23 protein-coding genes are annotated in these 22,350 nt (G+C 62.6%); 6 read left to right on the top strand and 17 right to left on the bottom strand.

The window, feature by feature from the left end:
- Positions 1-620 precede the first annotated feature (620 nt).
- The 9 genes from QLG02_RS20350 to QLG02_RS20310 all read right to left on the bottom strand — a co-directional run bounded on the left by QLG02_RS20350 (position 621) and on the right by QLG02_RS20310 (position 7,370).
- Positions 621-881 (bottom strand): DUF1488 domain-containing protein, encoded by a 261-nt coding sequence (locus tag QLG02_RS20350; protein ID WP_016349082.1) that lies wholly within the window; start codon positions 879-881, stop codon positions 621-623.
- The gene (gene aroE, locus QLG02_RS20345) at positions 878-1,699 is read right to left on the bottom strand and encodes a shikimate dehydrogenase (protein WP_282466003.1); all 822 of its coding nucleotides are present in this window, start codon (positions 1,697-1,699) and stop codon (positions 878-880) included. The genes QLG02_RS20350 and aroE overlap by 4 nt, the downstream gene beginning before the upstream one ends.
- Before the next feature lie 111 nt (positions 1,700-1,810).
- Complete coding sequence (gene hemF, locus QLG02_RS20340; RefSeq protein WP_135320816.1) at positions 1,811-2,719, bottom strand: oxygen-dependent coproporphyrinogen oxidase; 909 nt, start codon at positions 2,717-2,719, stop codon at positions 1,811-1,813.
- A gap of 93 nt (positions 2,720-2,812) precedes the next feature.
- Positions 2,813-3,373, bottom strand: coding sequence for a Sua5/YciO/YrdC/YwlC family protein (locus tag QLG02_RS20335; RefSeq protein WP_077095844.1), 561 nt, complete (start codon positions 3,371-3,373; stop codon positions 2,813-2,815).
- Between the two features lie 134 nt (positions 3,374-3,507).
- Complete coding sequence (gene purE / locus QLG02_RS20330; protein WP_011704271.1) at positions 3,508-4,011, bottom strand: 5-(carboxyamino)imidazole ribonucleotide mutase; 504 nt, start codon at positions 4,009-4,011, stop codon at positions 3,508-3,510.
- A 74-nt stretch (positions 4,012-4,085) separates the two neighbouring features.
- Positions 4,086-4,643, bottom strand: coding sequence for a type I DNA topoisomerase (locus QLG02_RS20325; RefSeq protein ID WP_017410581.1), 558 nt, complete (start codon positions 4,641-4,643; stop codon positions 4,086-4,088).
- A gap of 55 nt (positions 4,644-4,698) precedes the next feature.
- Complete coding sequence (locus QLG02_RS20320) at positions 4,699-5,172, bottom strand: DUF494 family protein (protein WP_011704269.1); 474 nt, start codon at positions 5,170-5,172, stop codon at positions 4,699-4,701.
- Positions 5,165-6,280 carry a DNA-processing protein DprA gene (gene dprA / locus QLG02_RS20315; protein WP_282466002.1) on the bottom strand — a complete coding sequence of 372 codons (1,116 nt, stop codon included), beginning with the start codon at positions 6,278-6,280 and terminating at the stop codon, positions 5,165-5,167. Before dprA ends, QLG02_RS20320 begins: the two co-directional genes overlap by 8 nt.
- Before the next feature lies 1 nt (position 6,281).
- Complete coding sequence (locus QLG02_RS20310; RefSeq protein ID WP_201976120.1) at positions 6,282-7,370, bottom strand: LysM peptidoglycan-binding domain-containing protein; 1,089 nt, start codon at positions 7,368-7,370, stop codon at positions 6,282-6,284.
- 108 nt (positions 7,371-7,478) lie between these two features.
- Between QLG02_RS20310 and def the strand changes: the two genes are divergently transcribed.
- The 5 genes from def (at position 7,479) to QLG02_RS20285 (ending at position 13,360) form a co-directional block, all read left to right on the top strand.
- The gene (gene def / locus QLG02_RS20305) at positions 7,479-7,991 is read left to right on the top strand and encodes a peptide deformylase (protein WP_011704266.1); all 513 of its coding nucleotides are present in this window, start codon (positions 7,479-7,481) and stop codon (positions 7,989-7,991) included.
- A 12-nt stretch (positions 7,992-8,003) separates the two neighbouring features.
- On the top strand, positions 8,004-8,948 hold the full coding sequence (fmt, locus tag QLG02_RS20300; protein WP_065480192.1) for a methionyl-tRNA formyltransferase: 945 nt from the start codon (positions 8,004-8,006) through the stop codon (positions 8,946-8,948).
- A gap of 56 nt (positions 8,949-9,004) precedes the next feature.
- Entirely contained in the window at positions 9,005-10,297 is a 1,293-nt protein-coding gene (gene rsmB / locus QLG02_RS20295; protein ID WP_282466001.1) for a 16S rRNA (cytosine(967)-C(5))-methyltransferase RsmB, read from the top strand.
- A 147-nt stretch (positions 10,298-10,444) separates the two neighbouring features.
- Complete coding sequence (gene trkA, locus QLG02_RS20290) at positions 10,445-11,821, top strand: Trk system potassium transporter TrkA (RefSeq protein WP_011704263.1); 1,377 nt, start codon at positions 10,445-10,447, stop codon at positions 11,819-11,821.
- Between the two features lie 96 nt (positions 11,822-11,917).
- Complete coding sequence (locus tag QLG02_RS20285; RefSeq protein WP_011704262.1) at positions 11,918-13,360, top strand: TrkH family potassium uptake protein; 1,443 nt, start codon at positions 11,918-11,920, stop codon at positions 13,358-13,360.
- Between the two features lie 107 nt (positions 13,361-13,467).
- Here the strand turns inward: QLG02_RS20285 and rmuC are convergent, their stop codons facing one another.
- Together rmuC and QLG02_RS20275 are read right to left on the bottom strand one after the other, a co-directional pair.
- Entirely contained in the window at positions 13,468-14,808 is a 1,341-nt protein-coding gene (gene rmuC, locus QLG02_RS20280) for a DNA recombination protein RmuC (protein WP_282466000.1), read from the bottom strand.
- Positions 14,805-15,020: a hypothetical protein gene (locus QLG02_RS20275; RefSeq protein ID WP_016349071.1), complete on the bottom strand. Its 216-nt coding sequence runs from the start codon at positions 15,018-15,020 to the stop codon at positions 14,805-14,807. The genes rmuC and QLG02_RS20275 overlap by 4 nt, the downstream gene beginning before the upstream one ends.
- A 138-nt stretch (positions 15,021-15,158) precedes the next feature.
- Between QLG02_RS20275 and QLG02_RS20270 the strand changes: the two genes are divergently transcribed.
- Positions 15,159-15,671, top strand: coding sequence for a ferredoxin-type protein NapF (locus QLG02_RS20270; protein ID WP_011704259.1), 513 nt, complete (start codon positions 15,159-15,161; stop codon positions 15,669-15,671).
- A gap of 58 nt (positions 15,672-15,729) precedes the next feature.
- Here QLG02_RS20270 and QLG02_RS20265 read toward each other — a convergent pair whose 3' ends face one another.
- The 6 genes from QLG02_RS20265 to QLG02_RS20240 form a co-directional block, all read right to left on the bottom strand.
- Entirely contained in the window at positions 15,730-16,182 is a 453-nt protein-coding gene (locus QLG02_RS20265; protein ID WP_011704258.1) for an Rrf2 family transcriptional regulator, read from the bottom strand.
- 299 nt (positions 16,183-16,481) lie between these two features.
- On the bottom strand, positions 16,482-17,321 hold the full coding sequence (locus QLG02_RS20260) for a PfkB family carbohydrate kinase (protein ID WP_011704257.1): 840 nt from the start codon (positions 17,319-17,321) through the stop codon (positions 16,482-16,484).
- A gap of 119 nt (positions 17,322-17,440) precedes the next feature.
- On the bottom strand, positions 17,441-18,556 hold the full coding sequence (ald, locus tag QLG02_RS20255) for an alanine dehydrogenase (protein WP_011704256.1): 1,116 nt from the start codon (positions 18,554-18,556) through the stop codon (positions 17,441-17,443).
- Positions 18,553-19,308, bottom strand: coding sequence for a glutamine amidotransferase (locus tag QLG02_RS20250; protein ID WP_011704255.1), 756 nt, complete (start codon positions 19,306-19,308; stop codon positions 18,553-18,555). Before QLG02_RS20250 ends, ald begins: the two co-directional genes overlap by 4 nt.
- An 84-nt stretch (positions 19,309-19,392) precedes the next feature.
- A complete protein-coding gene (locus QLG02_RS20245; protein WP_045528677.1) occupies positions 19,393-20,889 on the bottom strand; it encodes a CoA-acylating methylmalonate-semialdehyde dehydrogenase in 1,497 nt (498 codons plus the stop codon).
- 98 nt (positions 20,890-20,987) lie between these two features.
- Positions 20,988-22,319 carry an aspartate aminotransferase family protein gene (locus QLG02_RS20240; protein WP_282465999.1) on the bottom strand — a complete coding sequence of 444 codons (1,332 nt, stop codon included), beginning with the start codon at positions 22,317-22,319 and terminating at the stop codon, positions 20,988-20,990.
- Positions 22,320-22,350 lie beyond the last annotated feature (31 nt).

Here is a 22,350-nt window from a genome sequence, read left to right as displayed (position 1 = left end):
CTATATAACAATTAACTTTTCATCCCATTGGCAACGTTCTCAAAAATAGATGCCGGCGGGGGCGTTTCCTCACCAAATAAGTACCAAAGTGAAATTTTATTACAAAGCAGTCAATGGAAAGGATAAAAATGAGGCCGGTTCTGCAAACGCAGTACCGGCCTTAAACAATCAGTTCAAAAATTGGGAAGAAGCTAAATCTTGAGAACAAAGACGACTGGTTTTCCTCAAGAATCCCCTTCATTCTAACAAACATTCGCCAACATTAAAGCATTTACTCTAAACGTAACCCATAAAAAAACACCCCGATGATGACTCACCGGGGTCGCTATTCAGCCACATTCAATTACGTGAAATAAAAGGTCTGAAAGATAGAACATCTTACCTCTGTACCCTACGTTGCTAACTGTATAGCAAAGCAGCAGAAAGTGAAAGTAATTTATGTAATTAAGTTTCACGAAAAATGAATTACATAAATCATGTTATTTTTCATATAGATAAAAAAATCCCCAGTACGAATACCGGGGAGTTATAAAGGTGACTAGCTAGCACTTCCTCAACTATCTAGTTAGTCAGCACAACTTGGCGCAAGTTCCGCTGCTTTGAGAAAAAACTTGAAAAAATCAGAGGTAGATGGCGCCATCTTCTGCAAACTCTTGTTCCTCAATGAGTTTTTCAGCAATTTCCTCGATGTCAAAACGCACGCTTTCGAAGGCTCGCAGGATGTCTTCCTCTCTCGCGAGGGAGAGCCCGGTCATTTTCTCCAGACGCCGGCGACTGATGTAACAATCCACCAGCGCCCCCATCTGCTGGGCAGGAAAGTGGATCCGCTGTTCGTGCGCTTGCCAGTCGGCCAGCTCGGGAAACAAGATGCCTTGGTTCATAGGGTCCCCAGATTTCGTTTCAGTTCTCTCAATACCTGTTTAGTCCCTGGCCGGATTCCGCGCCACACGGTAAAGGCCTCTGCTGCCTGTTCCACCAACATGCCGAGGCCGTCTACAGTCTGGCGAGCCCCTTGCCCCTTGGCCCAGGCGATAAAGGGGGTATCGGTCGCGCCATACATCATGTCGTAGATGGCAATATCGGCATGGATCAGCGCCGGAGGGAGCGGCGGCAGCTCCCCCTGCAGGCTGGCGGAGGTGGAGTTGATGATCAGATCGAAATGGCCGCTCAGCTGTTCATAGGTCTGGGCACTGACCGCCCCCAGATCACGAAACTCGGCAGCCAGCTGCTCCGCCCTGGCGTGTGTACGGTTGGCGATAACCAATACCTCGGGTTGCTCGGCCAGCAGCGGTGCCAGCGCACCGCGCGCCGCGCCACCCGCCCCCAGCAGCAGGATCCTGCTGCCGGCAAGTGCCACACCATGCGCCTTGAGATCGGCCACCAACCCGGCACCATCTGTGTTGTCACCGAGCAGTACGCCATCATCGGTCAGCTTGATGGTGTTGACGGCCCCCGCCCGCCGAGCCCGAGGGCTCAGTCGATCGACCAGGGCGAATGCCTGCTCCTTGAAGGGGACGGTGACATTGCATCCCTTGCCACCTTGGGCAAAGAAAGCTCTCAGACTGGTGGCGAACTCTTCGACGGCAGGCTCGGCCAGACCATATTCCAGCTCCTGCTGGGTTTGTCTGGCAAACAGGGTATGAATAAAGGGAGATTTGCTGTGGCGCACCGGGTGGCCAAAAACCAGATAACGATCCATCAAAGAGTTCCTTCAGAGGGCAATCTCCCGATTTAACGGGTTTTCGCACTCAGGAACAAGCCGAATATCGGCCAATAAGAAGGGGCCATCATGGCCCCTCTGCCCCTCTGGTCACAACCACTCGCGTGGTTTGAGGTAGTCGCTGTAGAGCAATGCCTCCGGGCTGCCCGCGGACGGCTGCCAGTCATATTCCCAGCGCGCCAGCGGCGGCATCGACATCAGGATCGACTCGGTACGCCCGCCTGTCTGCAAGCCGAACAGGGTGCCACGGTCATACACCAGATTGAACTCCACATAGCGGCCCCGACGATAGAGCTGGAATTCCCGCTCCCGTTCGCCATAAGCCAGCGCCTTGCGGCGCTCGACAATCGGCAGGTAGGCATCGAGATAGCCCTTGCCAACCGCCTGCATAAAGGCGAAACAGTCGGCAAACGGCCAGCGATTCAGATCATCGAAGAAGAGGCCACCGACGCCGCGCGTCTCGTCCCGGTGCTTGAGGAAGAAGTAGCGATCACACCAGGATTTGAACTCGGGATAAATATCGGTGCCGAACGGCTGACAAAGATCGCGGGAGACCTGATGCCAATGCCGCACGTCCTCTTCGAACGGATAAAACGGGGTGAGATCGAAGCCGCCACCAAACCACCAGATCGGCTCCTCCCCCTCTTTCTCGGCGATGAAGAAGCGCACATTGGCGTGGCTGGTCGGCACATACGGATTGTGTGGGTGGATCACCAGCGACACCCCCATGGCCTCAAACCGGCGGCCCGCCAGTTCCGGCCGATGGGCCGTCGCCGAGGCCGGCATGGCATCGCCATGAACGTGGGAGAAGTTGACCCCTCCCTGCTCGATCACCGCACCGTGACGCAGCACACGAGTGCGGCCACCACCACCTCCTTCACGGCGCCAGGCATCTTCCACAAAGTGTCCGGCGCCGTCGGCCAGTTCCAGACCACGGCAGATCTCGTCCTGCAACTGCAGCAGGAAGGCCTTGACCTGGGCCACATCCGGTTTGCTCATCTTGTCTCCAGTCAGCCAGGATCGTCGCCTGACCCTATTATTGTGATGTCGCCGGATGGCGAAGCCGATCCGCATTGCCGCTCTCCGAGCGGTTCAAGAGGGGCGAATGATGGCGCCGGTTCTGGCATCCTTGATCTCGGACGGATTGGCCTGCCCCCCCACTTCGCCGGGCAGGATATAGGCCAGCTGACTCGCCAACAATTCGCCGATATCCGCCACCCGGCGGGCCGGCTCTTCACCCGTCAGGTTGGCACTGGTAGAGACCAGCGGCTTGCCAAAGGCACGACACAGCCCTTGTACCTGCGGATGGGCCGTCACACGCACCGCCAGGGTAGTGAACTGACCGGTCAGCCAGGCGGGGGTATTGCTGCGCGCCGGCATGATCCAGGTGAAGGGACCAGGCCAGCTCGCTTCCACCCGGGCCAGCTGCTCGTCAGTGAGCTGGTCCAGATCGATGTAATCCTGCAACTGAGCCAGATCGGCAGCGATCAGGATCAGTCCCTTCTCCACCGGGCGTTGCTTGATCGCCAGCAGACGGTGTACCGCCGACTCGGAGTCAGGATCACAACCCAGGCCAAATACCGCCTCGGTCGCATAGGCAATCACCCCATCGCGCTGGAGGGCAGCAACTGCAAGTTCAAATTCATTGGGCATAAAAAATGCGACAGCCGGGCTGTCGCCTCATCATTGATTAACATTGAGCCTACGGAACGGCGACCCTGGCGCCCCTCCCTCATCGACCAGCGAGAGGCTGATGGCGAACGGGGTGGTGGTTGCCGTCTCGGAGCTTACTTGAGCAGGGCCTGCAAGGCGGCATCCTTGGCCAGTACCTCGTCGGCATTTTTCTGGCGTTCGGCCTGCACCTTGGCCGCCAGTTCATCATCCGCCACTGCCAGCATCTGCGCTGCCAGATAGCCTGCATTCTTGGCGCCGGCCTTGCCGATCGCCACGGTCGCCACCGGCACCCCGCCCGGCATCTGCACGGTGGAAAGCAGCGCATCCAGCCCCTTGAGCGGGCCGCCATCGATGGGTACACCGATCACGGGACGAGTCGTGATGCCTGCCACTGCGCCCGCCAGGTGAGCGGCGAGGCCGGCGGCACAGATAAAGACCTTGCAGCCACGGGCTTCGGCGTCGGTCACGTACTGATGAGTCGCAGCCGGTGTACGGTGTGCGGAGGTCACTTTCACTTCTACCGCGATATCGAATGACTTGAGCACCTCGAGGGTGGTCTGCATCACCGGAAAATCAGAATCAGAGCCCATCAATACGGCAACAAAGGGTTTATTCATGGTGGGAATTTCCTTACTCCAAGTGGGGGGTTGAAGTTAGCCGAAAACGTTTCAATTCGCTTGTGGCGGCCGGATTATACCTGCTCGCTCTGGTGGCCGCATTTCTTTTGCGGGCAGATCCAGCGCAGTGCTCCCCTCACCTTTTTCTCGACCATGATACCCCAGCCACATTGTGGGCAAGGCATGGGGACCGGCTTGTCATTCACCACATATTTGCAATGGGGGTAACCGTCGCAAGAGTAGAACTGCTTGCCATAGCGGGAGGTTCGGCTGATGAGGTGCCCCTTGCCACACTCCGGGCAGAGGATCTGGGTATCGTCGCTCTCCTGCAGGGATTCGATGTGCTGGCAGGCCGGGTACTGGGTGCAGCCGACAAACAGGCCATAACGCCCCTTCTTGATAGCCAGCGGCTGGCCGCAGTCCGGGCAGGCCGAGCCCTCAAGCACCTTTTCGATGTCACGACCGGACGGGGTCAGGGAGCGGATATAATCACAGGCAGGATAGGCGGAGCAACCGAGGAAGGGACCATGCTTGCCCTGGCGGATCACCAGCTCGGCCCCACACTGCGGGCACGGTTCGCGCTCGAAGGCATGTTCGTGGGCTGAAAAGAGGTGATGATCGATTTTTGACATGGGCCGCGCCTTGAAATCCAGATGACCTGAATTCTACCAGCGCGGCACCGGGCTGTCAGTGGATGACACCGTCTGACTCGTCAAACACCAGCTCTTCCATCTGCTGGTAGGCATTTTCACTGCCCGGTACGTTGAACAGCACCATCATGACGACCCACTTCAGATCGTCCAGCTCGATATCCGGTTTATCAAGCTCGAGCAGGCGCTCGATGCAGATTTCGCGGGTTTCGGCATTGAGTACCTGGGCTTGTTCCAGAAACAGCAGGAAACCGCGGCACTCGGTACTGAGGCGTGCCAGTTCTTGTGGAGCATAGATACGCATGGAGCCTTGCGCGCTGGCGGCGACGTAGACCTCCCGCTCGCTGTCATGCAGGTTGGCCAGTCTCTCCAGCCAGTTGAGCGCCTTCTCGATCTCGTCTTTGTCGAAACCTGCCCGGCTCAGTTCGTCGGTGAGTTCATTCTGCTCGACCATCACATCTGCATCGCTGTGGATGTAGGTCTCGAAAAGGTACATCAATACATCAAACATGATTCGCCCTCCTCGCTCTGACGTATCCACCGGCTACCGCCATCACTGCACCGGCCAGCTCCAGCTCTACCAACCTGCCCAATACCACTTCGACAGGAAGCTGGGACCGTTCGGCAACGGTATCCACGCTCGTGGTCTCATAATCTACGTTATCCAACAAATCGGCATAAGGCAATTCGCTATTATTCGAATGCTCAGACAAGTCAGCCACTTGCTGCAACAGACCGACAAATCCGGGCAGCTCTTCCACTATATCGGCCGCGCTCAATACAAGTTTGGCCCCCTGCTGGATTAATTTGTTGCAACCCAGTGCCTGCACGTTTTGCGGGGCACCTGGGACGGCAAAGACCTCTCGCCCCTGTTCCAATGCATAACGGGCCGTGATGAGCGAACCGCTCTGCTCGGCCGCCTCTACTACCAGGGTCCCCAACGACAAGCCACTGATGATGCGATTGCGCCGTGGAAAGTGCTCGGCCAACGGTCCCTTGTCGGGTGCCAGCTCGGAGATAAGCAAGCCGCCTCGCGCCAGGATCTCCATGGCCAACCCCTGATGGCGCTTCGGATAGAGGCAGTCGAGCCCTGAGCCCAGCACGGCCAGGGTAGTCCCCCCTGTCGCCAACGCCTGCTGATGACACACCCCATCGATGCCAAGCGCCAGTCCGGAAGTGATGGCCAGCCCGCAGGCGACCAGCTCACTGCAGAGGCGGGCAGCATTATTCTTGCCGGCATAGGTGGGATGGCGTGTGCCGACCATCGCCAGCTGAGGAACAGACAGGGCAGCCAGGTTGCCGCAGCAGTAGAGCAGCAGCGGGGCGGCAGGGATCTCTTTGAGCAAAGCGGGATAGGCGGGGTCATCCGGACACAGGAGGTGATTGCCGGGCTCGGCGGCCCAGCTCAGAGCCTGCTCGACAACCGGCTGGGGCCACCTCATCTGCTGGATTTGAGCGCTCTGCAGACCAAGGGATCGCAGGGTGCCGTCATCAGCGCCGAACAGGGTGACGATGTCACCGCCAAAATGAGCCAGCAAGCGAGCGGCGGTGACCGGGCCAATGCCGGTGACGGCATCCAGCGTCAACCACAGCGCGAGTCGCCCGGATGGAAGAGGCACGTTAGAAGTTGCTGACCTGATAACCGGTGCTGACCATATCCTGACTCTGCAGGATCAGGCCATAACTCAGCTTGTCGTACACCTTGAACAACATGACTCGGGCCACGGCCTCCGACGGCAGGGGCGGCTTGCCGGCCGAATAGAATGCCTTGTCATAGACCGAGGAGTACTCCCGATAGGCGACCTTGCCATTCTTGCTCACCAGCCGGGCACCGGGGCGCAGAATCTCCAGCACATCACCGGGGGCAACCTGATCACGTATGCCCTTGTTGATGAGCACGACGTCGAACTTGCCACCGCCGCGAGCCTTGCTCGGCAAGTCGACGATATAGCCGGGCGAGATGACGGGGGCAGCCTTGGGAATGAACACGGCGGAGAGGCTCTCCTGCGGCGGGAACGGCATCAGCTTGTCGCCCTGATACACCTCGCGCTGGTTGTGGCTGAGGGTAACCCGGGTGCGGCCGTCTGGCAGCAGGGCTTCCGCCCTGGCCGTGCCGACGAAGACCGCCTCTTGCCCCAACTGTTCGCCACTCTTCTTGTCTTTGTAGATGGTCCCCGGATGATAGATGCCATAGTCCTGACCCGGGATCAGCGAGCCCTGTACGTAGAGGGTATCCCCCTCCAGCATGCCAATGTGTGCCTCATCATTGCCCAGCACATAAGGCAACTGCTTTGCCTGCTGGCTGTCAGCCAGAATATGGTCGGTTTGCAGGAAGGGGCCGATCTCGCTGAGTGGCAGAGTTGGAATGGGGTTGGCCTTGTTCTCGTAACGACTCTTGGGAGAGAGGTGAACAACCTGCTTGCCGCCCTGCATCGCCTTGCCAAGCCGCGGCTCGCCGTTGACCCAACTCAGGTGCAGCACGTCGCCCGGGTAGATCCAGTGTGGATTGGCGATCTGCGGGTTGATGTTCCAGAGCCTTGGCCATAGCCAAGGCTCCGCCAGATACTGGCCGGAAATATCCCAGAGGGTATCGCCTTTTTGCACCACATAGGTCTCGGGATAACCCGCTTTCAGTTTCAGCTGGTCGGCCAGCACGCCCTGGCTCAGGGTGGCCAACAGACAGGCGAGGATGGTTTGCTTCAGATACATAACACTCCCTGTTACTTCTGCGCGCAAAGTGTTGCTGTTTTTTGTCGGCGTAAATGACTAGAATTACGCCAATATTGACTGCATTTATACGAAACTAAAGAAAAAACTATGGCCATTCTAGATGTATTGCGTTTCCCCGATGAGCGTCTGCGTACCGTCGCAGCCCCTGTCGAGACCTTTACACCCGAGTTACAACACATTGTAGATGATATGTTCGAAACCATGTACGCGGAGGAAGGCATCGGCCTCGCCGCCACTCAGGTCGACATTCATCAGCGCATCATAGTGATCGATGTCTCTGAAAACCGTGAAGATCCTCTGGTATTGATCAACCCCGAGATCATCGAGCAGGCCGGCAGCACCGGCATCGAGGAAGGGTGCCTCTCCGTGCCTGGCAGCCGTGCCCTGGTGCCCCGCGCCGAGTGGGTCAAGGTGCGCGCCCTGGATCGCCACGGCAAGGCATTCGAGCTGGAAGCAGACGATCTGCTCGCCATCTGCATCCAACATGAGATGGACCATCTGGTCGGCAAGCTGTTTGTGGATTACCTGTCCCCGCTCAAGCGCCAGCGCATTCGCCAGAAGCTGGAAAAGATGGCCCGTGAAGATCGCAAAGTCCTCTGAGGATCTGCCCCATTGAATAAGCTGAAACTGATTTTTGCCGGTACTCCCGACTTCGCCGCCCGTCACCTGGCGGCGTTGTTGTCTTCCGACCACGAGGTCGTCGCCGTTTATACCCAGCCCGACAAGCCTGCCGGCCGCGGCCAGAAGCTCACTGCCAGCCCGGTCAAGGAGTTGGCGCTGGCCCACGATCTGCCGGTCTATCAACCCGCCTCCCTGCGCAAGGAAGAGGCCCAGGCCGAGCTGGCCGCCCTTGGCGCCGACCTGATGGTAGTGGTCGCCTACGGCCTGATCCTGCCCAAGGCCGTGCTCGATACCCCACGGCTGGGTTGCATCAACGTGCACGGTTCCCTGCTGCCGCGCTGGCGCGGTGCCGCCCCGATCCAGCGCTCCATCTGGGCGGGTGATGCCGAAACCGGCGTCACCATCATGCAGATGGATGTGGGGCTGGATACCGGCGCCATGATCCGCAAGGTGAGCTGCCCCATCGCCGCCGACGAAACCTCTGCCAGCCTCTATGACAAGCTGGCCGGGCTGGGCCCGCAGGCACTGGTCGACACCGTCAATGCCATGGCTGCCGGCAACACCGCCGCCGAAGTGCAGGACGATGCACAGGCCAACTACGCCGAGAAGCTCTCCAAGGAAGAGGCCCGCATCGACTGGTCCATGGAAGCCGTCGCCATCGAGCGCTGCATCCGCGCCTTCAACCCCTGGCCCATCAGCTGGTTTGAAGTCGCCGGCCAGACCGTCAAGGTATGGCAGGCCGAGGTCGTCGCACAGGATCACGGCCAGGCGGCCGGTACCCTGCTCAAGGCTGACAAGCAGGGAATCGACATCGCCACCGGCAAGGGCGTGCTGCGCCTGCTGACCCTGCAGCCGCCCGGCAAGAAGGCCATGTCCGTGACTGACCTGCTCAACTCTCGCCGCGACTGGTTTGAACCCGGCACGCAATTGAATTGAACTGAATTGACACAAGGCGGGGCCCAGGCCCCGGCTTGCGCATCTAAGGTAACACTATGAAAACACGCGCACAGGCTGCTCTCGTCATTCAACAGGTGCTGGATCAGGGCCAGTCCCTCTCCGCCGTCCTGCCTGCTGCCCAGGAGAAGGTTGCGCCCCGCGATCGCGCCCTCCTGCAAGAACTCTGCTACGGCACCCTGCGCTGGCTGCCCCGCCTCGATGCGGCGGTCGGCGAGATGATGGACAAGCCGCTCAAGAACAAGAGCCGCATCTTCCACTACCTGATCCTGGTCGGTCTCTATCAGCTCATCTACACCCGCGTTCCGGCTCACGCCGCGGTGGCCGAGACCGTCAACGCCGTCAAGCTGCTCAAGGGCACCTCCTTGCGCGGCCTCATCAACGGTGTGCTGCGCAACTTCCAGCGCAGCGCCGAAGTCATTCTGCTGCGCATCGACCGTGTCCCCAGCATCCGTCTCGGTCACCCGGAGTGGCTCACCAAGCGGCTGCGCCAGGCCTATCCGGATGAGTGGGAATTCATCATGGAGGCCAACAACCAGCGCCCGCCCATGTGGATCCGCAACAACAGCCAGCGCCAGAGCCGCGAGCAGATGCTGGCCCGCATGGCCGAGGCCGGCATCAATGCGATGGCCGGTGAAGAGGGTGAGGATTGCATCCTGCTGGAACGTCCCTGCGACGTGACCAAGCTGCCCGGCTTCGAGGTCGGCGACTGCTCGGTACAGGATGGCGCAGCACAACAGGCTGCCGCGCTGCTCGACCCGCAGCCGGGCGAGTGGGTGCTGGATGCCTGCGCCGCCCCCGGTGGCAAGACCGCCCACCTGCTGGAGCGCCAGCCCGCGCTGGCCGGCGTGGTGGCGGTCGATGCCGACGACAACCGCCTCAAGCGGGTGCAGGAGAACCTGGATCGCATCGGCCTCACCGCCAAGGTGATCCACGGCGATGCCAGCACACCGGATCTGTGGTGGCCGGAGGGTCAGTTCGACCGCATCCTGCTGGATGCCCCCTGCTCCGCCACCGGCGTCATCCGCCGTCACCCCGACATCAAGTGGCTGCGCCGGGATCAGGACATCCGCGAGCTGGCCGAGCTGCAACACCGCATCCTCGGCGCCCTCTGGTTGAAACTGAAAAGCGGCGGTACTCTGCTGTATGCCACCTGCTCCGTGCTGCCGGAAGAGAACCGCGACCAGATCCGCGCCTTCCTCGCGGCCACCCCGGACGCCACTCTGGTGCCGCTGCATGCGCAGGACACCCCGGAGTGCCCGGGTCGCCAGTTCCTGCCGGGCGAGGCCGAGATGGACGGCTTCTACTATGCCAAGCTGATCAAGCGGTAAGCAGGGCCATACTCACGACGGGTGCCGCTTGCGGCACCCATTACTGCCCAACATCGAGCGCGCTTTCCCTATGAGATTCATCCTGTTGATGACCGTCCCCACGCACCCTGGCCGCCGTTGCAGCGGCGATGCTCATGAGGCCGTCCTATGAAGATCATCATTCTGGGCGCCGGTCAGGTCGGCGGCACCCTGGCCGAGAACCTGGCCGGCGAGAACAACGACATCACCATCGTCGACACCGACAGCGACCGGCTGCGCGAGCTGCAGGACAAGTTCGACCTGCGGGTGGTGAACGGCCACGGCGCCCATCCCAAGGTGCTGCGCGAAGCGGGCGCCCAGGATGCCGACATGCTGGTCGCGGTCACCAACAGCGACGAGACCAACATGGTCGCCTGCCAGGTGGCCTACTCCCTGTTCAACACCCCCAACAAGGTGGCGCGGATCCGCTCGCCGGCCTATCTGGTGGAACGGGATCGGCTGTTTCTGCCCGAATCCGTGCCGGTGGATCACCTGATCGCCCCCGAGCAGCTGGTGACCGACTACGTGCGCCGCCTGATCGAGTACCCGGGCGCCCTGCAGGTGGTGGACTTCGCCGGCGGCAAGGTGGGTCTGGTGGCGGTCAAGGCCTACTACGGCGGCCCGCTGGTGGGCAACGCCCTCTCCACCCTGCGCGATCACATGCCCAACATCGAGACCCGGGTGGCGGCGATCTTCCGTCAGGGCCGCTCCATCCGCCCACAGGGCACCACCATTATCGAGGCCGATGACGAGGTGTTCTTCGTGGCGGCGGCGGGCCATATCCGCGCCGTGATGTCGGAGCTGCAGCGGCTCGAGAGCCCCTACCGGCGCATCATGATCGTCGGCGGCGGCAACATCGGCGCCGGCCTCGCCCGCCAGCTGGAGAAGCGCTACAGCGTGAAGCTGATCGAGCGCAACCAGAAACGGGCGGAGCAGCTCTCCGAGGTGCTGGAAAACACCATCGTCTTCTGCGGTGACGCGGCGGATCAGGAGCTGCTGGCGGAGGAGCACATCGACCAGATCGACGTCTTCATCGCGGTGACCAACGAGGACGAGGCCAACATCATGTCGGCCCTGCTCGCCAAGAAGATGGGCGCCAAGAAGACCATGGTGCTGATCCAGCGCAGCGCCTATGTGGATCTGGTGCAGGGCGGCTCCATCGACATCGCCATCTCGCCGCAGCAGGCCACCATCTCGGCCCTGCTGACCCACGTGCGCCGGGCCGACATCGCCAACGTCTACAGCCTGCGCCGCGGGGCGGCCGAGGCCATAGAGGCGATCGCCCACGGGGACGAGAACACCTCCAAGGTGGTTGGCAAGACGGTGGGCGAGCTCAAGCTGCCGCCCGGCACCACCATCGGCGCCATCGTGCGCGGTGACGAGGTGCTGATCGCCCACGACCGGACCCAGATCCAGCAGGATGACCACGTGGTGATGTTCCTGGTGGACAAGAAGTACATTCCGGAAGTGGAACGTCTGTTCCAGCCAAGTCCCTTCTTCCTGTAATCTGCCCATGCACCCAGGCAGCACAACCCAGACCCGGCACAGCCTCTACCAGGGATTGTCCGGGTCTTTTGTCAATCAACGACCAGGTTATCTTGCATGATCAAGCTGCGTCCCATCATCTTCACCCTCGGGCTGGTGCTCTCCAAGCTGGCCCTGTTCATGTGGCTGCCCACCCTGCTGGCCCTGCTGACCGGCTCCGAGGGGTTCGTCGAGTTTCTCAAGTCGGTGCTGATCACCCACGGTGCCGCCCTGCTCTGCCTGCATTACGGCCGCAAGGCGGTGTTCCACCTCGGCGTGCGGGAGATGTTCCTGCTCACCACCTCGGTCTGGGTGGTAGCCTGCATCTTCGGCGCCCTGCCCTTCTTCTTCATCAACCACATCGACTTCACCGACGCCTATTTCGAGACCATGTCGGGAGTCACCACCACGGGCTCCACCGTGCTGTCGGGGCTCGACGGCATGGCCCACAGCATATTGCTGTGGCGCTCCATCCTGCAGTGGCTGGGCGGGGTGGGCTTTATCGTGATGGCGGTGGCGGTGCTGCCCTACCTCAACGTGGGCGGCATGAAGCTGTTCCAGACCGAGAGCTCGGATTGGTCCGACAAGAGTGCGCCGCGCGCCAAGACGGTGGCCAACAACATAGTGCTGGTCTACCTGGTGCTCTCCATGCTCTGCTTCCTGGCCTACTGGGTGAGCGGCATGACCCTGTTCGAGGCGGTCAATCACTCGATGACCACCCTCAGCACCGGCGGCTACTCCACCTCCGATCAATCCATGTCCCACTTCTCCAACTCCGCACACTGGATCGGTACCGTCTTCATGTTCCTCGGCGGCCTGCCCTTCCTGCTCTACGTGCAGAGCCTGAGCCGGCGTGACAACAGCCTGCTCAAGGACGCCCAGGTACAGGGTTTCTTCTGGCTGGTAGTCTGGGTCACCGTGGTGGTCACCTTCTATCTGTGGCTAAGGGACATCTACGGCTTCATGGATGCCCTGCGCATCAGCTGCTTCAACATCGTCTCCGTGCTCACCACCACCGGCTTCGGGCTCGGTGACTTCGGCACCTGGGGCCCGCTCACCAGCATCATCTTCATCATCCTGCTGGCCCTCGGCGCCTGCTCCGGCTCCACCGCCGGCGGCCTCAAGATCTTCCGGGTGCAGGTGGCGTTCGCCCTGTTCAAGAAGCAGATGCGCCAGCTGATGCACCCCTCCGGCGTCTTCCCGCAGAAGTACAACGGCCGCCCGGTCAACGACGCCATCATCCGCTCGATGATCTCGTTCGTGCTGGCCTACTTCGCCGTCATCCTGCTGATCGCCGCCCTGCTCGCCGCCATCGGGCTGGATCCCCTGACCGCCATCTCGGGCTCCATCACCGCCGTCGCCAACGTGGGTCCGGGCATGGGCCCGATCATCGGCCCCAGCACCAACTTCGCCACCCTGCCGGACTCGGCCAAGTGGATCCTGTCGTTCGGCATGCTGCTGGGACGGCTCGAGATCCTGACCGTGGCGGTGCTCTTCTTCCCCTCCTTCTGGAAGCAGTAACCGGCGAGTGCGCGAGATCGAATGGCGAAGGGTATCAAGACGAAGAAATGCAGAAGGGCAGCCACTGGCTGCCCTTCTTGTTGTTGCATGAAGCATGAGGCCCCGCCTCACTCGGCCGGGTCTTCCCGCTCCAGCGCCCGGTTGACCAGCGGCTCGGGCAGGGTCTTGGTCACCTCCACCCCCAGCTCGCGAAAGCGCTCCACCTGGGCGATCAGGTTGCCGCGCCCGTTGACCAGCCGCCCCATCGCCTTGTCGTAGCTCTCCTGCGCCCGGTGCAGGCTGCCACCCAGCTGCTGCATCTCCTCCACGAACAGCCGCAGCTTCTCGTAGAGGCGGCCGGCCCGCTCGGCGATCTGGCGGGCATTCTGGTTCTGCCGCTCATAGCGCCACAGGTTCTCTATGGTGCGCAGCGCTACCATCAGGTTGGTGGGGCTCACCAGCAGGATGTTGTTGTCGAGACCGAATCGCACCAGCGAGGGGTCGGCCTCCACCGCGGTGAGGAAGGCGGGCTCCACCGCCACGAACATCAGCACGTAATCGAGGGTGCGCACCCCCGGCAGCTGCAGGTAATCCTTGCGGCCCAGCTCGCGGATATGGTTGCGCACCGAGGCGACGTGCTCTTTCAGCGCCACCGCCTTCTCCAGCTCGTCATCGCTGTTGTACCAGCGCTCGTAGGCGGTCAGCGACACCTTGGCGTCGATGATGATGTCCTTGTCCTGCGGCAGGTGGACGATGACGTCGGGTTGGTAGCGCTTGCCCTTGTCCACCTCGATGTTGACCTGGGTGTGGTACTCGTGGCCCTCGCGCAGGCCGCATTCGCTGAGGATCCGTGCCAGCACCACCTCGCCCCAGTTGCCCTGCTGCTTGCTGTCGCCCTTGAGGGCGCGGGTCAGCGCCGCCGCCTCTTCGGTCATGCGGGCATTGAGCTCGGCCAGACGCTCCAGCTCAAACTTGAGGTTGTGGCGCTGGGCCGTCTCCTGGGCGTGGGTTTCCCCCACCTGGCGGCGAAAGCCCTCGAGCTGCTCTTTCAGCGGAGTCAGCAACAAATCTAAGCTGTTCTGATTCAGTTCGCGGAAGTTGCCCGAGTTTTGCTCGAAGATTCGGTTGGCGAGGTTCTCGAACTGCTGGCTGAGCCGCTGTTCCGCCTCCTGTTGCAGTTGCAGCTTCTCGGCGGCGGCCAGTCGCTCGCTGCGCAGGGTGGCTTCGGCATCCTTGAGACGGGCGGTCAGCTTGATGAGCAGGGTCTGCTGCTGCTCCAGCTTCTGCTGGCCCTGCAGCTTTTCATCCTGCAGCTCGTCACAGCGATCCTGCAGCGCCTGCTGGCGCTCCTGGCTCAGCAGCACCTGCTGGACCAGCTGGGCCGCACCACGTCGGCCCGCCAGCCAGCCCAAGCCGAGCGCCAGTACGGCGGCAGGCAACAGCAGGGTCCAGAGCCCGGGCTCGATCATTTGCGGCTCCGCTGACGCAGAAAGAGTTCGAGATAGCGGTTGAGCAGCAGCCAGAGCAGCACGTAGAGCAGATAGGCGGCCAGCACCACCCACTTGTGACTGTTAACTCCGGTGTCGAGCTCGACGAATTCGATCCCCTTGATGCGGCAGTAGCCCCACATCAGCAAGGGGAAGACATAGAGCAGAGACGCACGCCACAGAAATAACCACATGAGTTCATTCAATCCTGCAAAAAGACCCGCCTAGCTTACACAAGGGCAACCCGGCTTGCGATCCTGGCCGGCGCTATTCTCTGGCTTGCGAAGGGAAACTTGGATAAAATTAACCCCTAATAGGTATCAGGGGTGAGCATGACTCATTTTTTCTGTCGCTGGCTGACGCAAGCATTGGGGGGCTCTCGCAAACCGGAGGTGGTTTGTCACGAAGCGCGTCCCCCCTGGGCCATCGAAGAGTCCCAGTTTCTCTCCCTCTGCTCCCGCTGCGGTGAATGCTTCAAGGCCTGTCCCAACGGCCTGCTCAAACCGGCCAACCAGCCCGAATATGACGACACCCCCATCGCCGGCACGCCCGTGCTGGATCTCGCCTGCGGCCAGTGCAGCTATTGCGGCAGCTGCGCCAGAGCCTGTCCGACCGGCGCCCTCGACCTGCAGCTGGGTCGTCAGGTGCAGACCCGGGTGCGGATCGAGGCCAGCTGCCAGGCCCGGCAGGGCTTCTACTGCCTGCTGTGTGAAGATGCCTGCCCCCAGCAGGCGATCAAGGCTACCGCCGACGGCGTCAGCATCAACATGGCGGCCTGCGACGGCTGCGGCGCCTGCGGTCTCGCCTGCCTGCACGGCGCCATCACCCTGATCCCCCAGCTCTGAACTCAAACCCCGGACATGACAAAGGGGCCCGTGGGCCCCTTTGTCATGCTTGCCTGGCTTATGCCATGGCCAGAATCGAATCCTGTTCGATGCCGAGCAGGTGGCAGAGCCGGGTCGGATCGCGCACCGCATCGGCCAGGGTGTACTCCCCCAACACCTCGAGGAAGGCGTTCATGGCGCGGCGCAGAATACCCTGGATGCGGCAGCCACCGGAGAGGCGGCAGTTCTCGCGCTTGCAGTCCACCGGGCAGAGCACGTGCTCCATGTCCATCACCACGTCACGCAAATTGATGGAGACGGCGGAGCGGCCGAGGCGGATGCCGCCATGCTTGCCACGCACCGTCTCTATGTACCCCTTGATACCGAGCTGATGCACTATCTTGACCACGTGGTTGCGGGAGATGGCAAAGGTATCGGCCACCTCGGTGATGGTCGACAGGCGATCTCCCGGCTGGACCGCCAGAAAAGTCAGGGTACGCAGGGCATAGTCGGTAAATCGTGTCAGTTGCATGGTCGCACTTGCCTCTTACTACAAGTCAGAAATCAGGACGACAACCTAAAGCTAAGAGGCGGGGAAGCGCTTGCGCCCGCGCAAGGTCCGCATCTTAATCTGAGTCGTGGAATGACAAGGTTAAGAGCAGCTCAGGCGGGTGTCGATGAAGATGCACATAAATCGACACTTTCTTTGATTGATCGCAAACTTGCAGGGTTAGTCCAAGGTTTTGGGGGGTTATGGCGGTTAAATTCGCCGGTTTTCCCCTCCGCCTCGGCCCGTACAAGGCGACCTCATCGGCAACGGTTCATGGCGGCTCAGTGCGGCTGCCTGAGCCAGTTTTTCAGGGCGCTGGAGGGGATGGAACTCTCGGAGGCGACCGCGAAGGCGCCCCAGTCCACCGCGCACTGCAGTGCATCCCGGATCGCCATGCCTCGCGCCAGCCCGTGGATCAGACCGCCGGCGAAGGCATCCCCCGCCCCCGTGGTGTCCACCACCGACACCGGCCGCGCCGCCACCCGGATCTGCTCCTCACCGTGAATGGCCACCGCCCCCGCCTTGCCTTCGGTCAGCACCAGCCAGGCCAGCTGCTCGCCGGCGATCTGGCGGGCATGCTGCCAGGGGTCGTCCACCTCGCCGAGGTCGGAGCGGGAGGCCACCAGCACGTGACAGGGGCGACGCGCCTGGCCGCCCTTGGGGTACTGGGCCACCACGAAGCTCTTGCCGAGCATCTGGCGCATGTAGCCGATGATGGCGGTGCCCGGGTAGTTCACATAGAGGCAGTCCACCCCCTCGCTCGGCAGATCACCCGGCAGGTCCGGGCGCCGTGGCCGCCGAAGGATGGTGCGCTCGCCGGTGGAGTCCACCAGGATCAGCAGCTCGCCGGTCTCGCCGCCGAAACGCTCCACATGGCTGCAATCCAGACCGTAGCCCGCCGCCTGCTCCAGCAGCCAGTCGCCGGTTTCGTCCAGCCCGATGCGCGAGGCGATGGTCACCTCATGGCCGGCCCACACCAGCCCGATGCCGGTGTTGGCAGCGCCACCGCCGAGCCGGCGGCCCTGATCCAGGTATTGCAGGCGGGCACCGGCCACCAGGGGTTCGGAGAGAGAGAGCACGTGATCACAGTTGAGATTGGCGAGCAGCAGAATGCGGGACATGAAGAGACCTCACTGACAGGGGAGCCCAGTATATGAGAAAGGGCCGTGGCGGCCCTCCCTGAAATCGCGGGGTTTGTGAGCCCGCTCGACGTTTGCCGAGCGGGCGAGCGACGGCTGCGTCAGCCCAGTACCGACTCGGCGCTGACGTACTCATAGCCGAGCGCCTGCGCCACAGCCGCCTGGGTGATCTTGCCCTTGAACACGTTCAGACCGGCCCGCAGGTGGCGATCGTCCTGCAGCGCCCGGGCGTAGCCCTTGTCGGCCAGCGCCAGCACGAACGGCAGGGTGGCGTTGGTCAGCGCGAAGGTGGAGGTGCGCGCCACCCCGCCCGGCATGTTGGCCACGCAGTAGTGGATGATGCCGTCCACCACGTAGGTAGGCTCCTCGTGGGTGGTCGGGTGGGAGGTCTCGAAACAGCCGCCCTGATCGATGGCCACGTCCACCAGCACCGAGCCCTTGCGCATCAGCTTGAGCATGTCGCGGGTCAGCAGCTTGGGCGCCGCCGCCCCCGGGATCAGCACGGCACCGATCACCAGGTCAGCCTGGGCGATGCACGCCTCGATATTGGTACGGGTGGAGTAGAGGGTCTTGAGGGCAGGGCCGTACAGGCTGTCCAGCTCCCGCAGTCGCGGCAGGGAGCGATCCAGGATGGTGACGTCGGCCCCCAGTCCCAGCGCCATGCGCGCCGAGTTGACGCCGACCACCCCGCCGCCCAGCACCACCACCTTGGCGGGTGCCACCGCAGGCACCCCACCCAGCAGGGTGCCGTTGCCTCCCTGCGCCTTCTCCAGGCTGTGGGCACCGGCCTGGATTGCCATCCGCCCCGCCACCTCGGACATGGGCGCCAGCAGCGGCAGGCCGCCGCGATCGTCGGTCACCGTCTCGTAGGCGATGGCCACCGCCCCCGAGTGCACCAGCAGCTGGGTCTGTACCGGATCCGGTGCCAGGTGCAGGTAGGTGAACAGCAGCTGACCCGGCCTGAGCAGTTCGCACTCCTCCGGCTGGGGCTCCTTCACCTTCACTATCATCTCGGCCCGGGCGAAGATCTCCGCCGCGCTGGCCACCAGTTCGGCACCGGCTGCCTGGTACTCGGCGTCGGACAGCCCGATCGCCTCGCCTCCCTGCTGCTGCACCAGCACCTTGTGTCCCCGGGCCGTCAGCTCCTGCACTCCGGCGGGAGTCATGCCGACCCGGTATTCATGGTTTTTGATTTCCTTGGGTACGCCAATAATCATGCTCGCTCTCCTGCTGTGATCCCGCCGGCAGCCGTGTCGGCGCCGGGCAGGATGCCCAAAAATTGCAACAACCACTGCATCATGGTGGCCGAATCCACCTCCCCCTCCAGCGAGGAGAGGCTGCGCTGGTAACGATCGTCCGGCAGCAGATCCCGCCGCCGCTCGATCAGCGCCCGGTTGTACTCCACCGAGAATTCCGGATGTCCCTGGATGGCCACTATGTGGTCACCCTGCAAAAACATGAAATTGGGACAAAAATCATTGCCCGCCAGCCGGGTGGCCCCCGGTGGCAGCTGCTCCACCTGATCCTGGTGGCTGGCCAGGATCCGAATGGTCTCTAGCCCCGGCTCCATCCAGGGTTGCCGCGCCAGCATGGGATGGACCGACACCCCCAGCCCCCAGCCCTTGGTGGACTTCATCACCTCGCCCCCCAGCGCCTGGGCGATCACCTGGTGGCCGAAGCAGACCCCGGCCAGCTTGACGTCGGCATCGTGGGCACGCCGGATCCAGTCGCGCAGCGCCCGGATCCAGGGGATGTCGCTGTAGGCATCGTGGCGCGAGCCGGTGATGAGCCAGGCATCGCACTCGTGCAGATCGGCCGGCAGCTCGCCATCGAGCGCCGACCAGACCCGAAACTCCAGCCCGGGGGCCAGCGCCCGGAAGCCCTTGATAAACATCTCGGAGTAAACGGGGCCGAAATCCCCCACCAAGTCGGGGTCCAGCCGGTCACAATCGAGAATTCCCAGTCGCATCTGTTACTCCTTCACAGTGATAGCGGCGAACGAAGGTGGATTCCTGCCACCGGGCCATGTCCGGGCTAGCTGCTGCATGGTTGATTACTTCATGGTCGGCATGGAGAACTCCGCGCCCGCCCGCAGGCTCTGGGGCCAGCGGGCAGTCACCGTCTTCATCCGGGTATAGAAGCGCACCCCATCCGGCCCGTGCATGTTGAGCGGCCCGAAGATGGACCGCTTCCAGCCACCAAAGCTGTGAAACGCCATGGGCACCGGGATGGGAACGTTCACCCCTACCATACCGACCTGCACGCGGGCGGTGAAGTCCCGCGCGGTGTCGCCGTCACAGGTGAAGATGGCGGTGCCGTTGCCGTACTCGTGTTCGTTGATGAGCCTGAGCGCCGTCTCGTAGTCCGGCGCCCGCACGATGGCCAGCACCGGGCCGAAGATCTCCTCCCGGTAGATGCGCATCTCGGGGCCGACCCGGTCGAACAGGCTGCCGCCGATGAAGTAACCCTCGCCATGGCTCAGGCCCCGGCCGTCCACCACCAGCTCGGCCCCCTCGGCCACCCCCTGATCCACATAACCGCGCACCTTGGCGAGGTGCTCGCGGCTGATGAGGGGCCCCATCTCGTTCTCCGGGCTCTGGCCCAGTCCCGGGCCCACCCGCAGCGCCGCCACCAGCGGCGACAGCCTGGCCACCAGCGCATCGGCCGTCTCATCCCCCACCACCACGGCCACCGAAATGGCCATGCAGCGCTCGCCGGCCGCACCGTAGGCCGCCCCCATCAGGGCGGAGACCGCCAGCTCGAGATCCGCATCCGGCATCACCAGCATATGGTTCTTGGCGCCACCCAGCGCCTGCACCCGCTTGCCGTGGGCCGAGGCGGTGGCATAGATGTACTGGGCGATGGGAGTGGAGCCGACAAACGACACGGCACCGACCCGCGGGTCGGTCAGCAGCACGTCCACCACCTCCTTGTCGCCGTTGACCACGTTGAGCACCCCGTCCGGCAGGCCGGCCTGCTTGAGCAGCTCGGCCATGCGCAGGGAGAGGGAGGGATCCTTCTCGGACGGCTTGAGAATGAAGGTGTTGCCACAGGCGATGGCCACCGGGAACATCCACAGCGGCACCATGGCCGGGAAGTTGAACGGGGTGATGCCGGCGCAGACGCCCACCGGCTGCATCATGGAGTGGCTGTCGACCCCCCGCCCCACGTTGAGGGAGTGCTCCCCCTTGAGCAGGTGGGGAATGCCGCAGGCAAACTCCACCACTTCCAGGCCGCGGGTCAGCTCGCCCTGGGCGTCAGAAAACACCTTGCCGTGCTCGCGACTGATCAGCCGCGCCAGATCGTCCCTGTGCTGCTCCATCAACTCCTTGAAGCGAAACAGCACCCGGGCCCGCACCAGCGGCGGGGTCTGCGCCCAGTCGGCCAGGGCGCGCTCGGCGCTGGCGATGGCATCCTGGCACTCGGCGGCGGTGCTGAGCACCACCTGGCCCTGCTGCTGGCCGGTGGCCGGGTTGAAGATGGCTCCGAAGCGCTCGCTGCGGCTCTCGGTCATCTCGCCGTCGATGAAGTTGCTGACCCTGTATGTCATAAATCCTCCGTGATGGGTAATGCGTGCCTGCCCGCGCCGCCCCGGGGAGCAGGCACGGGCAAGTGGCGCCGCGATGGGCGCCATCAATCGGTTAAAAGTCAGTCCTGGGCCTGCAGGGCGTCCTGCAGCAGGGTGAAGAGATCGTCGATCTGGCTGCGCTCGATGATGAGGGGCGGCGACAGGGCGATGATGTCGCCGGTGACGCGGATAAGCAGACCCTTCTCGAAGCAGCGCACGAACACCTCGTAGGCGCGCTTGCCCGGCGCATCAGGCATGGACTCGAGCTCGATGCCCGCTACCAGCCCGTAGTTGCGCACATCCTTCACGTGCTTGCAGCCCTTCAGCGAATGGGCCGCCTCCTCCCAGTAGCCCGCCAGATCGGCGGCGCGGCTCAGCAGGTTCTCGTTGCGATAGATCTCGAGGGTCGCCAGGCCCGCGGCGGCGGCTACCGGATGGCCGGAGTAGGTGTAGCCGTGGAACAGCTCGATGGCCCCCTTGCCGGCCGCCATCATGTCGTCATAGATGGCGTTGCTCACCAGCACGGCCCCCATGGGGATGGCGCCGTTGGTCAGCCCCTTGGCACAGGTGATCATGTCGGGGATGACGTCGAACTCTTGTGCTGCGAAGGGGGCACCGAGGCGGCCGAAACCGGTGATCACCTCATCGAAGATCAGCAGGATGCCGTGTTTGGTGCAGATCTCCCGCAGCCGCTTGAGGTAGCCTTTGGGGGGCATCAGCACGCCGGTACTGCCGGCGATGGGCTCGACGATCACCGCCGCTATGTTGCTGGCATCGTGCAGGAAGACAATCTTCTCCAGCTCGTCGGCCAGCGCCACATCCTCCTCGGGCAGCCCCTTGGTGAAGGCATTCTTGGCGATGTTGAGGGTGTGGGGCAGGTGATCCACCCCGCTCAGCAGGGAGCCGAACCACTTGCGGTTGCCGGGAATGCCCCCCACCGAGATGCCGCCGAAGCCGACCCCGTGGTAACCGCGCTCACGGCCGATCAGCCGGGTACGGGAGCCCTGGCCGCGCGCCCGCTGCCAGGCCAGCGCGATCTTGAGCGCGGTATCCACCGATTCCGAACCGGAGTTGGTATAGAAGACGTGGCCGAGCCCCTTGGGGGCGATCTCCACCAGCCGGTTGGCCAGCTCGAACGGCAGGGGGTGTCCCATCTGGAACGTAGGGGCAAAATCAAGGTGGGAAATCTGCTGGGAAACTGCCTCGGCAATCTCGCGCCGACCATGACCCGCGTTGCAACACCAGAGCCCGGCAGTGCCATCCAGTATCTTGCGGCCATCCTCTGAGTGATAATACATCCCCTCTGCCGACTTCAGGATGCGCGGCGCCGCCTTGAACTGCTGGTTGGCGGTGAACGGCATCCAGAAAGCGGACATGTCGGAGGGAGTATTGATGTCGCTGATCGGTTTCATGGTCACCTCATCCTTAAGGTGTTTAGTAACT

The sequence above is a fragment of the Aeromonas sp. V90_14 genome, from assembly GCF_029967615.1.
GTDB lineage: Bacteria > Pseudomonadota > Gammaproteobacteria > Enterobacterales > Aeromonadaceae > Aeromonas > Aeromonas hydrophila.
Note: the sequence above shows the minus strand (reverse complement) of the source record. Positions and strands in the feature narration are given on the sequence as shown.

Coding starts and splice junctions, on each gene's coding strand:
- QLG02_RS20350 (WP_016349082.1), bottom strand. CDS start 881: ATGAACCAAGGCATCTTGTTTCCCGAGCTGGCCGACTGGCAAGCGCAC.
- aroE (WP_282466003.1), bottom strand. CDS start 1,699: ATGGATCGTTATCTGGTTTTTGGCCACCCGGTGCGCCACAGCAAATCT.
- hemF (WP_135320816.1), bottom strand. CDS start 2,719: ATGAGCAAACCGGATGTGGCCCAGGTCAAGGCCTTCCTGCTGCAGTTG.
- QLG02_RS20335 (WP_077095844.1), bottom strand. CDS start 3,373: ATGCCCAATGAATTTGAACTTGCAGTTGCTGCCCTCCAGCGCGATGGG.
- purE (WP_011704271.1), bottom strand. CDS start 4,011: ATGAATAAACCCTTTGTTGCCGTATTGATGGGCTCTGATTCTGATTTT.
- QLG02_RS20325 (WP_017410581.1), bottom strand. CDS start 4,643: ATGTCAAAAATCGATCATCACCTCTTTTCAGCCCACGAACATGCCTTC.
- QLG02_RS20320 (WP_011704269.1), bottom strand. CDS start 5,172: ATGTTTGATGTATTGATGTACCTTTTCGAGACCTACATCCACAGCGAT.
- QLG02_RS20310 (WP_201976120.1), bottom strand. CDS start 7,370: ATGTATCTGAAGCAAACCATCCTCGCCTGTCTGTTGGCCACCCTGAGC.
- def (WP_011704266.1), top strand. CDS start 7,479: ATGGCCATTCTAGATGTATTGCGTTTCCCCGATGAGCGTCTGCGTACC.
- rsmB (WP_282466001.1), top strand. CDS start 9,005: ATGAAAACACGCGCACAGGCTGCTCTCGTCATTCAACAGGTGCTGGAT.
- trkA (WP_011704263.1), top strand. CDS start 10,445: ATGAAGATCATCATTCTGGGCGCCGGTCAGGTCGGCGGCACCCTGGCC.
- QLG02_RS20285 (WP_011704262.1), top strand. CDS start 11,918: ATGATCAAGCTGCGTCCCATCATCTTCACCCTCGGGCTGGTGCTCTCC.
- rmuC (WP_282466000.1), bottom strand. CDS start 14,808: ATGATCGAGCCCGGGCTCTGGACCCTGCTGTTGCCTGCCGCCGTACTG.
- QLG02_RS20275 (WP_016349071.1), bottom strand. CDS start 15,020: ATGTGGTTATTTCTGTGGCGTGCGTCTCTGCTCTATGTCTTCCCCTTG.
- QLG02_RS20270 (WP_011704259.1), top strand. CDS start 15,159: ATGACTCATTTTTTCTGTCGCTGGCTGACGCAAGCATTGGGGGGCTCT.
- QLG02_RS20265 (WP_011704258.1), bottom strand. CDS start 16,182: ATGCAACTGACACGATTTACCGACTATGCCCTGCGTACCCTGACTTTT.
- QLG02_RS20260 (WP_011704257.1), bottom strand. CDS start 17,321: ATGTCCCGCATTCTGCTGCTCGCCAATCTCAACTGTGATCACGTGCTC.
- ald (WP_011704256.1), bottom strand. CDS start 18,556: ATGATTATTGGCGTACCCAAGGAAATCAAAAACCATGAATACCGGGTC.
- QLG02_RS20250 (WP_011704255.1), bottom strand. CDS start 19,308: ATGCGACTGGGAATTCTCGATTGTGACCGGCTGGACCCCGACTTGGTG.
- QLG02_RS20245 (WP_045528677.1), bottom strand. CDS start 20,889: ATGACATACAGGGTCAGCAACTTCATCGACGGCGAGATGACCGAGAGC.
- QLG02_RS20240 (WP_282465999.1), bottom strand. CDS start 22,319: ATGAAACCGATCAGCGACATCAATACTCCCTCCGACATGTCCGCTTTC.